The sequence below is a fragment of the Blochmannia endosymbiont of Camponotus sp. C-003 genome (assembly GCF_023585685.1).
Taxonomy (GTDB): domain Bacteria; phylum Pseudomonadota; class Gammaproteobacteria; order Enterobacterales; family Enterobacteriaceae; genus Blochmanniella.
Genome location: NZ_CP097764.1, coordinates 146,137 through 158,598 on the forward strand (window position 1 = coordinate 146,137; position 12,462 = coordinate 158,598).

A 12,462-nucleotide genomic window follows, 5' to 3' on the forward strand; every position below is an offset into this window, starting at 1 on the left:
GAAATGTAGATATTTTGATTTAAATATCTAATTATTTTTTAGTATTTTTAAGTTTGATGTTTAATAGATTTATATTTACATATTTAAATGTATAATTATTTTTGTCTAGAAGGTTCCTGGAATTGTTAATCACCACATATTTATGCAAATCATATTATATGAGTTATCGATAGACTTATTGTATTGTATATAGCATCATTATGAATGATTATTTATTTTGTAGAATATATCAGTTATAAGTAATTCTACTGTAATCAATGAACTAATAATTGTACTTGATATTGGATTAAAAATAACATTATAAAAATATATATGTATGAATTAAATTTTTTTAATTGAAAATTATTAGTCATATATATAATTATATCAGTTTTAAAGTATTTAGTCATACAGTTTGAATTAGATTGCTAAAATTGTAATTTTTCCATTATCTTTTATTATCATTATATTAAAACAATTATGTAATTACCATGGTTTCTTATGAAAGAACATGATATTCAGGTACATTTTATTAGAATTTCTTCAAATGTTTCTGGTCAAAGAATTGATAATTTTTTGTATACTTATTTAAAAGTAGCACCTAAATCTATGATTTATAGAATTATACGCACTGGTGCAATACGCGTTAACAAGAAAAGAATTAAATTTCAGTATAAATTAAAAGTAGGAGATTTATTAAGAGTTCCTCCTTTACAAGGAATGAAAATAAATAGATTTAATACGAAATATATGAAGGAAGTGGCATTTTTACAGAATATCATAATTTATGAAGATGATTATTTATTAGCACTGAACAAGCCTACTGGTATTGCTGCGCATGGAGGAAGTGGTCTTAAATTTGGTGTTATTGAGGGATTGCGAGCGTTGCGTCCTAAAGCACAGTTTTTAGAATTAGTTCATCGTTTAGATCGAGAAACTTCTGGTGTATTATTAGTGGCGAAAAAACGCACTGCTTTAGTGTATTTACATGAACAGTTACGTTTACAAAATATGAAAAAGGAATATTTAGCGTTGGTACATGGAAGATGGGATGTAAATCTACAAATAGTATCCGTTCCATTGTTAAAAAAAAATACTTTACTTAATAGTAACAAAGTTGTTTGCATAGATTCAGAAAATGGAAAATCTTCTACGACTCATTTTAAAATTAAAGAATATTTTAATAACGTAGCGACTTTGATGATAATTAAACCTATTACTGGGCGTACACATCAGATTAGAGTGCATACTCAATATACTAGTCACCCTATTGTGGGAGATAGACGGTATGGTAATTGTCAATCTAATGCTCGATTTAAACGATTTGGATTTAATCGATTATTTCTACATGCTTCTATATTGCGTTTTATACATCCAAATACAAAAAAAAAAGTCTATATATATGCGCCATATGACCAATTATTTCACAATTGCTTATTTTTTTTAAGAAATTTAGTTGTAAATAGTTATGATTGTCCACTGGAAAATATTAATAGAAATATAGGTAATATGAAATAATTAAATTTTTTTATTGTTAATTTCTGTTAAAAAGCATGATATGCGCAATTTTATTTTGAAATAATTAAATTCTATTTGTTTTAAATAAAAAAATAATTAAATGAACATTAACGTTATTGCTTTTTTAATAAAAAACATTTTAGGAAACAATGAATCTTTTGAAGTACCGTACAATTCAATTGTTCTATGCAGTTAATATTATTTTCAAATATTCAAATCATTTGATGTTAAAAAATAAAAAGTTAATTGATTGTTGTGATGAGTTATAAAGTGCGTATATATATTAATGATGAATAAAGATCTTATAGTTATAATGAGTCATCTAATATAATTCATTAAAATTATATATATATATATTAGTGCATGGAATTTTGTTAATTAAAAATATCGTGAAATTTTATTAATTGAATTCATGTATTGAGTGATTGATATTAAAGGATTTTTTAATATATCTTAAAATAATGTGTGCTTGTTTTTTAAAAGTTAGTAAATTCGTAAAATGAAGACAGTAAAATACAGTACTATAATATATTGTTTTCTTCTTGTATTAGATCATTGTTATATATTTTAAATGTATAAATATATGAGTATATGTGTGAATTTAGTGATTATATGTGATTATTTTTTGAACAGTTTAGAAGAATGTTTTGTGATAATGCAAAGAAGTAGTTTTAATGAATAAAAAATTATATTTGCGGAACGATAGATAATTAATCAATAATATATTACTCTGGTGAGTAATTGTGTATATATTGAAAATAAACAATATTTCTATCTGAAAAAATTATAATTATGTGATTAAATAAATGTATATTTTAATCATTTAGTTGATTTCATTAATATTAGATGCAGTCTTTAAGTAATCAATAATATTGAAACATATCAAAAGGAGAGTATAGCATGGCCGTACAACAAAATAAATCTACTCGTTCTAAAAGAGGGATGCGTCGCTCTCATAATGCGTTGCGATCAGTTACTATATCAGTAGATCGGATATCTGGAGAAATACATCGACGTCATTGTATTACTTTTAATGGATTTTATCGAGGCCGAAAAATGATTGAGAAGTAATTTTTGAAAAACGATATACAATTACAAAATTTAGTTGTTGCATTAGATGCAATGGGTGGCGATTTTGGTCCTGTTGTGACGGTACCTGCTTCTTTACAAGCGTTATCTTTATATCCAAAACTCAGGTTATTACTTGTCGGAAATCCTGATGCGATTGTGCCTATATTGGAAGCATCAAAATCTATAGGTCTTGATAGATTAACTGTTATTCCATCAAAATCGGTAATAAGAGGAGATGTAAGACCTGCACAGGCAATCAGGGTAAGCAAAGATACCTCGATGCGTGTAGCTTTAGAGCTTATCAAGTCAGGTCACGCTCAAGCTTGTGTTAGCGCAGGAAATACAGGGGCTCTCATGGGTTTATCTAAATTGGTGCTTAAATCTGTACATGGTATTGAACGTCCTGCTTTAACAACGTTGCTGCCACACCAAAAACAAGGAAAAACTGTTATTTTGGATTTAGGAGCCAATATTTCATGTGATGGCTCAATGTTAGTACAGTTTGCGATTATGGGTGCAGTATTATCAGAGCAAATTTTAGGAGTAAGTAATCCAAGAGTAGCATTATTAAATATCGGATCAGAAGAAACTAAAGGATTAGATAATATTCGTCACGCTTCAAAGGTATTGCATACTATTTCATCAATTCATTATGTTGGTTATATTGAGGCAAATGATTTATTAATGGGGAAAACAGATGTTTTGGTTTGTGATGGATTTATCGGTAATATTACTTTAAAGACTATGGAAGGAGTTATAAGAGTGATTTTATCAACATTACAATCGTCAGGAAAAAAAAATAAGCTAAACTGGTATATGAAAATTATTAATTTTTGGATCAAAAAGTATTTATTTAATCAATTTAGTCAATTTAACCCTGATTGCTATAATGGCGCTCATTTAGTAGGCCTACGCAACACGGTAATAAAAAGTCATGGCGCAGCTAATCAACGCGCATTTATTGCGGCTATCGCGCAGGCAATGCACTCTGTGGAACGGGAGGTTCCTGAAAAAATTTCTCATCAATTAAGTGTAGTATTGTCTAAAAATAATCATTAAATATACATGTTTACTAGAATTCTTGGAACAGGGAGTTATTTACCTCAACATATTAGATCTAATATTGTTTTAGAAAAAATGGTAAATACATCACATGAGTGGATTGTCGCACGTACTGGTATTCAAGAACGTCGTATTTCAAGTCCTGATGAAACTGTTGCCAAAATGGGTTTTTTTGCTGCTAAACGAGCTTTAGATATGTCTTGTGTGCATGCTGATAAAGTAGGGATTATTATTGTCGCGACTACATCTTCTAGTCATGCGTTTCCTAGTTCAGCATGTCAAATTCAACGCGATTTACATATACGAGACACTATTGCTTTCGACTTATCGGCAGCTTGTTCTGGATTTGTTTATGCACTGGGTGTAGCAGATCAATATGTTAAAAATGGCAGTGTAGATTATGCTTTAGTTATAGGTTCAGATACTTTAAGTCATGCTCTAAATCCTAGAGATCGTGGAACATTGATTTTATTTGGAGATGGAGCAGGAGCGGTAGTACTGGGAAGATCAAAAACACCAGGTATTATTTCTATTCATTTACATGCAGATGGAGATCGCGGGGATTTATTGACTCTTCCCAATTGCAATAGGAAGAGTCCTGCTATATCTAATTATTTGACTATGTCTGGCAATAAAGTATTTAAAATAGCTGTTTCTGTTTTAGCACGCGTTATTGATGAAACTTTAAATGTCAATAATTTACGTCAAGATGAGTTGGATTGGTTGGTACCTCATCAGGCTAATTTGAGAATTATTTCTGCTACTGCTAAACGTTTAGATATGGATATGAGAAAAGTAGTAATTACACTTGATAGACATGGGAATACATCTGCAGCTTCTGTTCCTTTAGCGTTAGATGAAGCTGTACGTGATGGTCGTATTAAGTCAGGTCAATTAGTATTACTAGAAGCGTTTGGGGCTGGATTTACATGGGGTTCAGCGTTATTGAGGTTTTAAAAATAATAAAAAATTACAATAGGAATATTAATGATTATGAGTACATTAGCTATGATATTTCCGGGACAGGCAGCTCAAAAAGTAGGAATGTTAAGCACTCTTGCAGAACATTACCCGTTGGTAGAAGAGACTTTTTCTGAAGTATCGGGGGTATTAGGTTATGATATATGGAAATTAGTACAGAGCGGACCTGCTACAGAATTAAATAAAACTTATCGAGCACAGCCGGCTATTCTAACAGCTTCAGTGGCTGTTTGGAGAATATGGAAACAGAAGGGAGGTTGCATACCAAAGATAATGGCTGGTCATAGCTTAGGAGAATATTCTGCTTTAGTATGCTCGGGAAGCATGGATTTATGTTCTGCAGCTAAATTGGTTATGATACGTGGTATGTTAATGCAAGAAGTAATACCGGATGGAATCGGAGCAATGTCTGCAATTATTGGGTTAAGTGATGACATTGTTTGTGAATTATGTAAAGCAGCGCAACAAGATCAAATTGTTTCTCCCGCTAGTTTTAATGCGCCTGGACATGTAGTTATTTCCGGACATAAAGAAGCAGTAAATCGTGTCAACTTGTGTTGCAAAAATGCAGGAGCAAAACATGCATTTATGCTACCGATTAGTGTTCCGTCACATTGCTCACTAATGAAACCGGTGGTTGAAAGATTCAGAGAAGAATTAGAAAAAGTCACGGTCATTACTCCTAGAATACCAGTAATAAATAATGTTGATGTGTGCATTGAGTGGGAACCGAATGATATTCGTAGTGCATTAATACGACAATTATATACTCCAGTGCGTTGGAATGCAATCGTGCAATATTGTGTTCATCGAAAAATTAAGAGATTTGTAGAAATGGGACCTGGAAAAATATTAACTAGATTGATACATAGCACTATTAGTGATGCATTTAGTTTGTCAGTAAATGATCCTATTTCTTTATTAGACGCAATTAGAATTAATGAGAATTAATATATTTGTATAAGAGGAGTACATGTAGGATGAATTTTAATGAAAAAATTGTTTTAGTAACTGGTGCTCGTCGCGGTATTGGTCGTGCTATTGTCGAAACGTTTGCAATGTATGGGGCTACTGTCATAGGGACTGCAACTAGTGAATTAGGTGTTAAAGATATTAATAGATATTTAAGAAATCAAGGAAAAGGAATGCAATTAAATGTTACAGATAAATGTTCTATTGATCTTTTTTTTGAAAAAATACGCCAAGAATTTGGTAATGTTGATATATTAGTAAATAACGCTGGTATCGTTCAAGATAACATTTTGTTATATATGAAAGATGATGCATGGCAATCTGTTATTGATGTCAATTTAACTGCTGTATACCGTATGTCTAAAGCGGTAATAAAATCGATGATTAAAAAACATTATGGTAGAATTATTAATATTGGCTCTGTAGTTGGTCTTATGGGTAATGCTGGGCAATCAAATTATTCGGCTGCTAAATCAGGATTGATTGGGTTTACTAAGTCTTTAGCTCGTGAAGTTGCTTCTAGAGGCATTACGGTTAATTTGGTAACACCAGGATTTATTTGTACAGATATGGTTAAAAAATTAACTGATAAACAAAAAAATGATATTTTATTGCAGATACCGGTTAATCGTTTTGGAGATCCAAAAGATGTGGCCTATGCGGTAATATTTTTTGCTTCTGATCATTCAAATTATATCACTGGGCAGACGATGCATATTAATGGAGGAATGTATATGGGTTAATTTATTTTGTGTGATTTGTTGGAAATACAAATCTAAGAAAATAAAATGTAATTTTTATTCCTCGTTATGCAATGCAGTGTGTTTTATGTTATTGAATACTCTCGTATAAGCACATTTTGATAGGAAAATAAAAATATGAGCACTATAGAAGAAAAAGTAAAAACAATTATTTCTGAACAATTAGGGGTGAAACAAGAGGAAGTGGTAAATCATGCTTCATTTGTTGATGACCTTGGTGCGGATTCTCTGGATACTGTTGAGTTGGTTATGGCGTTAGAGGAAGAGTTTGATACTGAAATTCCAGATGAAGAAGCCGAAAAAATTACAACTGTTCAGGCAGCAATAGATTTTATTACCAGTCATCATCAACGAAATAAAAGCAATGAATTATAAAATGATATATTTATTTTGTTGTATTAAGTAAGATATAAATGATGTTTGGTAAATTATATTTTTAATTCGTTGATATGGAATTGAATTCTATTGGAGATAGTTCTTGAGACGTATGTAATTAATTTAATGTGCATGTAGAATTGTTTTTATATAATTTAGTAAAATTATATTGGTATAGCACTTCACTTTAAGTATATATTATTGATTAGTGATTCACTGAATTATTTTAATAAATAAAATCGAATACTAGTATGCAATACTAGTAATAATATATGAATATTTAAATATAGTAATGCACTTTTATAGTGCACATTGTTTATATGAATATCAACGTTTTTTGATTATAAAATGGAAGATATTATAAGTGTTGCATGACAATGAGATTAAAATAAAAAATTTGTACGCGTAGAGATATAAAGTGGCGGGAATTTATTATATATGCGTTGATATTGTATGTGTTAATATATATTTATATTTGTATTTGTGTTGATGTGACAACGTGCAGTGTATATAAATAAAAAATAATGTTTGTCTTTTTTATGTATGCTCATTCAGAAATTGTAGCATTTGGTTATACGAATAAATTTATTCATCATTATTAAAGGTTGATTAATTGAGATTAAAATGTATTGGGTGAATGGAATTTCAAAAAAAACAATATTGTTAAATAATCGTGCTTTACATTTTGGAGATGGATTTTTCACGACTGCTAGATTACAGAATGGAAAAATAGATTTTTTAGATTGGCATATGGATAGATTGGTCTGTTCAGCGAGAAGGTTAATGTTTAATAATTTTAATTTCAATCTTCTTCATAAAGAAATGCAGCAGGCAGCTGCATATAACGATATGTATAGTGTTATTAAAGTAATAATAAGTAGAAATAATAGTTACGGATTATATGGATATCAATGCAACAATGATATTGAGCCATTACGTATCATTCATGTTAGTCGATTACCAAAATATTATATGCGCTGGATTCATTATGGAATTCGTTTGAGAACGAGTGTTGTGCGTTTAGCACGTAACTCTTTTTTAGCAGGGATTAAACATCTCAATAGATTAGAACAAGTTATGATTTCCATTTGGTTAAGTAAAAATAAAGCAACTGATGAAGCTTTAGTTTTGGACACTGATGGAAATGTTATAGAATGTTGCAGTGCTAATATTTTTTGGAGATATAAATACCAAGTATTTACTCCATCTTTATATCATGCTGGTGTTAATGGAACTATGCGTCAATTGGTATTAAAATTGTTGCCAAAATTAGGATACTGTATACGGGAAGTAACGGTTGGACCTGAACATTTAAAAAGTGCAAATGAGGTTTTTATTACAAATTCTTTGTTACCATTAGCGTCAGTTAATTCAATTGATGATTGTTTATATTCAGATAGAACATTATTTTGTTTGCTACGTTCTCACATTATACATAATAAAATTTAAATATTTTTAATGTCATTAAAATAACATGCAAAAAATATTTCTGATATTTGTTGGTAGCATTATATGTTGTGTCAATGTATTCGAGAGTAACTAATGATTTTAATAATAATTGTTATTAACGATGATATCATCATGTAGTGTGAAAAATGATATTTGAATTCGTGTGGTGTAAATCATTATTGTTGTATTTTTAGAATTAATTAGATTTTATTGTTTTTGATTTTGTGGTTATATAGTTGAAAAGATACGATTAGAGGGTATATAAGAATTATACTTTAATTTCTGTTTATTTTTATAAATATGTGAAATTTGATGTGATTTTAATAAGTAATTAAATAACAATGATCACACAATCTTATATCAGGATGTTATGGAAAATAGGTTTATAACAATTGAAGGGTTAGATGGTTCTGGAAAAACTACTATTGCTTATAGAATAAGTAAATACTTAAATCAATATGGTATCACTAATATTTTGACCACTCATGAACCCGGAGGAACTCCGGTTTCGGATTTGTTACGTGTATTAATTAAATACGGTGGTCCTATGAGTGAGCCTATTGATAGTATATCAGAATTATTGATGATATACGCTGCACGATTGCAATTAGTAGAAAATGTTATTAAGCCAGCTTTATCTAAAGGTTATTGGGTAATTGGGGATAGATTTGATTTATCTTCTCAGGCATATCAAGGAGGTGGGAGAGGCATTGATACATTTTTATTGCATACTTTATCAAATAAGATTACGAATAACTTATCTCCAGATTTGACATTTTATCTTGATATTTCTCCGGAATTAAGCATGTCTCGTGTAAATCATAGAAAGAAATTGGATCGTATTGAACAAGAACCACTGAGTTTTTTTAATCGTGTACGCTCTTGTTATAAAAAATTAGCTTCTGAAAAAAAAAATATTATCACGATTGATGCTACTCAAAATTTAGAAGAAGTTTCTGTTTCGATTTATAGACATTTAGATTGGTGGTTCTTACACTCATGGGAATAAGTTATAATGATACGGTATCCTTGGTTAAATATTATTTATAATCAAATATTAAATGCTTATCGAAAAGATAGAGGACATCATGCATTACTTTTGAATAGTAAACGAAACAATGGTGAAAATACTTTGATTTATGCTATTGCGCGTTGGTTGATTTGTTCTCGTCCTAACGAGAATCAATACTGCAATATTTGTTATGATTGTAGATTAATGAATGTAGGGCATCATCCAGATTATTATGAAATCAGTCCTGAGAATAATACTCAAACTATAGGTGTAGATACTATTCGGGTGTGCATTAATTCTATATACAACCATGCACACCAAAATAAAGTAAAAATAATCTATGTAAAAAAACATGTGGAATATTTAACTGATCAGGCTATTAACGTATTATTAAAAACACTTGATGATCCTCCAACAAATACTTATTTTTTTTTAAAAACTCGAGATTGTATGAGAATGTCACTGACGTTGTTAAGTAGATGTATGCGATGGTCTATTATATCTCCGAAGGAATCGATCGGATTGCAGTGGTTAATGAAAAATCGAGAAGGGATAAATAATATTTTGTTGGCGCAATGTGCATTACGTTTATGTGATGGGTCCCCTATAGAAGCTGAAGAAATGTTTAAATTAGGTTTATGGAAACAACGATTAGATTTATGCAAATGTATACATTATGTAATTACAAACAGGGATTTTTTAAAACTTGTTCCATTTTTAAGTACTTGTAAAAATGATATGTATTTGTATTGGTTGATAACTGTACTTGTCGATGCATTAAAATGGAAGCAAGGGATAAAAAAAAGATTTATAATAAATTTAGATCAATTCGAACTAATTACTGTTGTTACAGTGCATTGGGACATTGTGTCTTTAAGTCGTCAGTTACAACAATGGTTGGTGTTGTCACGTTATTTTCAAGAATTTAATAATGTTGATCGCGAATTATTATTAACTTATCGATTATTAAATTGGCAACAAGGTACTGTTGAATCTTGTTGGCATTAATGGGGTATATAATGCTATGTTTTTAGTGGATTCTCATTGTCATCTAAATCAATTAAGTTATCCAAATATTCATAAAAATGTATCAGATGTTTTGAATAAAGCTAAAACCAAGGGAGTTCAGTTGGTTTTGTCGGTGAGCCTCACTATGTCGGATTATGATGATATGGTGAAATTAATTGGATATAGAAGTGATGTTGTGTTTTCTTGCGGAGTACATCCTACATATGTATATAATGTTAAGAATGTTGATAGTGAAAAATTGTATATTTTGTCTTCTAAAAGGAATGTAGTAGCTATCGGTGAAACTGGATTAGATTATTATCATAAATTAGAATCAGATAGTAAAAAAAAACAACAAAATGCATTTCGAGAACATATTCGGGTTGCTAAAGCAGCAAAAAAGCCAATTATTGTACATAGCCGTGATTCCTGTAAGGATACTATCACTCTTTTACGCTCAGAATCGGCAGAAGAGTGCGGGGGTATATTACATTGTTTTAGCGAAGGTATAGATGCTGCAAGATTGTTGTTAGATCTCAATTTTTATATATCTTTTTCTGGAATGATAACGTTTACTAAATCTTATATGATGAAAGAAGTAATTAAATATGTACCTTTTGATCGTATTTTATTAGAAACTGATTCTCCTTATTTAACTCCAGTTCCTTATAGAGGACAAGAGAATCAACCTGCTCGCATATATGAAATTGCTAAATATGTAGCATTTATAAAAAATATGGATATGGATGAATTAGCAGTTATCACTACATCTAATTTTCGTACCTTGTTTCATTTGAAATAAAATTATAGGTAGTATGTATGTGATACACATGGTATGTATGAATAGATTATTTTTCGTATTTTTATTAATTTTTAGGATGTGATAATTATACTGAATGTATTATGTGTCAGTAAGTGTAAGATTCATCTCTATAGTAATAATAGGGGAAAAATATAGAAATAGTATATAAAAATAAATATAGTTGTAGTCTATATGTTGTTATGTTAGGAGTGTAATATTGGTTAATGCGTTTAAAAAAATCATTGTAGGATTTCTATTATTTGTAGAAATGGGATAAGTTATGAAAAAAGACAATATTTTTATAAATATTATTCAAAAAAAAGTCAAAACTGATATCTTATATCAAGATGAGTTAGTTACTGCTTTTTATGATTTACATCCTAAGGCGCCGGTTCATGTATTGATTGTTCCTAATATTTTGATTCCTACTGTTAATCAGGCAACAATTCATGATGAAATAATGTTGGGTAGGTTATTTATAGTGGCAGCAAAAATTGCTGAACAAAAGAATATACATGTGTCAGGTTATCGTTTAATAGTGAATTGTAATAATCATGCCGGTCAAGAAATTTATCATCTCCATATGCATTTGTTAGGTGGGAAACCTTTAGGTCCTTTGTTACAACAAGATAATAACAAGTTTAATTAAAAATAAATTGTTCATCATCATCAGTTTTGTGTATTTTCTTAAATAAGAAGGTGTACTTGTTTATATATATGTACGATATGTGAACAATAATGTGCGTCGCTTGTTGAATGAAATTCATGTTATTAAATAAAAATTTTTTGTAATAATATTTATTTTATTGTTATCAACAACATCTTATATATAATTGTGAATAAACAAATAATATATCTATTTCTTAGTATGATTGTTTTAGATGACCATGTTGGGGTATGTAACAATAATGTACCTATTTTGACGACCAAACCTACTTTATTAACACCATCAAAAATTAATTTAATTAATTGGCAACCGGTGTTATTAAAAATGTTACAAAGTGTATTTTTTTTTGATAATATTGAACGTGATAGCGTGTTATTAGTAAACATAGTAAATAATAAAACTAATGGTATTTTGCAGGCTAGTAAAATTACGGATATTTTAATTCGTTATATTGCAGATAATACCCAAAAGTATAATGTTGTCGATATGAAAGTATTGTATTCTGTGTATAGAGAATGGGGGGTGTTTCCAGAAGATAATAGAAATTCTTATAATTTTTCTATTAAAATAGCAAATTACTTAAAAGCGAATTATATTTTGTATAGCATTGCTTCTGGAGATTCAGTACAACCAAATTTAGAATTGCAATTGATATCAGTTAAAACTGGTGAGATTTTACGTATTGTTAATAGTTCTGTAGGATATAAATAGTTGTTTAAGAGTATGGATATACTGGGAATGTAAAGATTCTTTTGATGTATTGAAAATGCAATACTGAGAAATAATTCAGTGATTAAAATTTGAT

At 29.5% G+C, this 12,462-nt stretch carries 13 protein-coding genes; all 13 read left to right on the forward strand.

Features of this window, described 5'->3' with window-relative positions; all coding sequences use genetic code 11:
* Window positions 1-480 precede the first annotated feature (480 nt).
* The 13 genes from rluC (at window position 481) to M9397_RS00655 (ending at window position 12,368) form a co-directional block, all read left to right on the forward strand.
* Window positions 481-1,497 carry a 23S rRNA pseudouridine(955/2504/2580) synthase RluC gene (rluC, locus tag M9397_RS00595; protein ID WP_250227040.1) on the forward strand — a complete coding sequence of 339 codons (1,017 nt, stop codon included), beginning with the start codon at window positions 481-483 and terminating at the stop codon, window positions 1,495-1,497.
* A gap of 900 nt (window positions 1,498-2,397) precedes the next feature.
* Window positions 2,398-2,568 (forward strand): 50S ribosomal protein L32, encoded by a 171-nt coding sequence (rpmF, locus tag M9397_RS00600; RefSeq protein WP_250227041.1) that lies wholly within the window; start codon window positions 2,398-2,400, stop codon window positions 2,566-2,568.
* Window positions 2,569-2,571: 3 nt separating this feature from the next.
* Window positions 2,572-3,627 carry a phosphate acyltransferase PlsX gene (gene plsX / locus M9397_RS00605; RefSeq protein ID WP_284150757.1) on the forward strand — a complete coding sequence of 352 codons (1,056 nt, stop codon included), beginning with the start codon at window positions 2,572-2,574 and terminating at the stop codon, window positions 3,625-3,627.
* A gap of 6 nt (window positions 3,628-3,633) precedes the next feature.
* Window positions 3,634-4,587 (forward strand): beta-ketoacyl-ACP synthase III, encoded by a 954-nt coding sequence (locus tag M9397_RS00610; RefSeq protein ID WP_250227042.1) that lies wholly within the window; start codon window positions 3,634-3,636, stop codon window positions 4,585-4,587.
* Between the two features lie 36 nt (window positions 4,588-4,623).
* Window positions 4,624-5,562: an ACP S-malonyltransferase gene (gene fabD / locus M9397_RS00615; protein ID WP_250227227.1), complete on the forward strand. Its 939-nt coding sequence runs from the start codon at window positions 4,624-4,626 to the stop codon at window positions 5,560-5,562.
* A gap of 29 nt (window positions 5,563-5,591) precedes the next feature.
* Window positions 5,592-6,326, forward strand: a complete 735-nt coding sequence (fabG, locus tag M9397_RS00620) for a 3-oxoacyl-ACP reductase FabG (RefSeq protein ID WP_250227043.1) — start codon at window positions 5,592-5,594, stop codon at window positions 6,324-6,326.
* Between the two features lie 135 nt (window positions 6,327-6,461).
* Window positions 6,462-6,719: an acyl carrier protein gene (gene acpP / locus M9397_RS00625; RefSeq protein WP_250227044.1), complete on the forward strand. Its 258-nt coding sequence runs from the start codon at window positions 6,462-6,464 to the stop codon at window positions 6,717-6,719.
* Window positions 6,720-7,343: 624 nt separating this feature from the next.
* Window positions 7,344-8,168: an aminodeoxychorismate lyase gene (pabC, locus tag M9397_RS00630; RefSeq protein ID WP_250227045.1), complete on the forward strand. Its 825-nt coding sequence runs from the start codon at window positions 7,344-7,346 to the stop codon at window positions 8,166-8,168.
* Window positions 8,169-8,538: 370 nt separating this feature from the next.
* The gene (tmk, locus tag M9397_RS00635; RefSeq protein ID WP_250227046.1) at window positions 8,539-9,177 is read left to right on the forward strand and encodes a dTMP kinase; all 639 of its coding nucleotides are present in this window, start codon (window positions 8,539-8,541) and stop codon (window positions 9,175-9,177) included.
* Window positions 9,178-9,183: 6 nt separating this feature from the next.
* Window positions 9,184-10,188, forward strand: coding sequence for a DNA polymerase III subunit delta' C-terminal domain-containing protein (locus M9397_RS00640; RefSeq protein WP_250227047.1), 1,005 nt, complete (start codon window positions 9,184-9,186; stop codon window positions 10,186-10,188).
* Window positions 10,189-10,204: 16 nt separating this feature from the next.
* Complete coding sequence (locus M9397_RS00645; protein ID WP_250227228.1) at window positions 10,205-10,990, forward strand: YchF/TatD family DNA exonuclease; 786 nt, start codon at window positions 10,205-10,207, stop codon at window positions 10,988-10,990.
* 280 nt (window positions 10,991-11,270) lie between these two features.
* Window positions 11,271-11,639 carry an HIT domain-containing protein gene (locus M9397_RS00650; protein ID WP_250227048.1) on the forward strand — a complete coding sequence of 123 codons (369 nt, stop codon included), beginning with the start codon at window positions 11,271-11,273 and terminating at the stop codon, window positions 11,637-11,639.
* A 219-nt stretch (window positions 11,640-11,858) separates the two neighbouring features.
* Window positions 11,859-12,368: a penicillin-binding protein activator LpoB gene (locus tag M9397_RS00655; protein WP_250227049.1), complete on the forward strand. Its 510-nt coding sequence runs from the start codon at window positions 11,859-11,861 to the stop codon at window positions 12,366-12,368.
* The last annotated feature ends 94 nt before the right edge of the window (window positions 12,369-12,462 follow it).

Bases quoted from the DNA above. Each gene is read 5' to 3' on its own strand.
- pabC (WP_250227045.1), top strand. From the start codon at position 7,344: ATGTATTGGGTGAATGGAATTTCAAAAAAAACAATATTGTTAAATAAT.
- acpP (WP_250227044.1), top strand. From the start codon at position 6,462: ATGAGCACTATAGAAGAAAAAGTAAAAACAATTATTTCTGAACAATTA.
- M9397_RS00655 (WP_250227049.1), top strand. From the start codon at position 11,859: ATGATTGTTTTAGATGACCATGTTGGGGTATGTAACAATAATGTACCT.
- fabD (WP_250227227.1), top strand. From the start codon at position 4,624: ATGAGTACATTAGCTATGATATTTCCGGGACAGGCAGCTCAAAAAGTA.
- M9397_RS00645 (WP_250227228.1), top strand. From the start codon at position 10,205: ATGTTTTTAGTGGATTCTCATTGTCATCTAAATCAATTAAGTTATCCA.
- M9397_RS00610 (WP_250227042.1), top strand. From the start codon at position 3,634: ATGTTTACTAGAATTCTTGGAACAGGGAGTTATTTACCTCAACATATT.
- tmk (WP_250227046.1), top strand. From the start codon at position 8,539: ATGGAAAATAGGTTTATAACAATTGAAGGGTTAGATGGTTCTGGAAAA.
- fabG (WP_250227043.1), top strand. From the start codon at position 5,592: ATGAATTTTAATGAAAAAATTGTTTTAGTAACTGGTGCTCGTCGCGGT.
- M9397_RS00650 (WP_250227048.1), top strand. From the start codon at position 11,271: ATGAAAAAAGACAATATTTTTATAAATATTATTCAAAAAAAAGTCAAA.
- rluC (WP_250227040.1), top strand. From the start codon at position 481: ATGAAAGAACATGATATTCAGGTACATTTTATTAGAATTTCTTCAAAT.
- M9397_RS00640 (WP_250227047.1), top strand. From the start codon at position 9,184: ATGATACGGTATCCTTGGTTAAATATTATTTATAATCAAATATTAAAT.
- rpmF (WP_250227041.1), top strand. From the start codon at position 2,398: ATGGCCGTACAACAAAATAAATCTACTCGTTCTAAAAGAGGGATGCGT.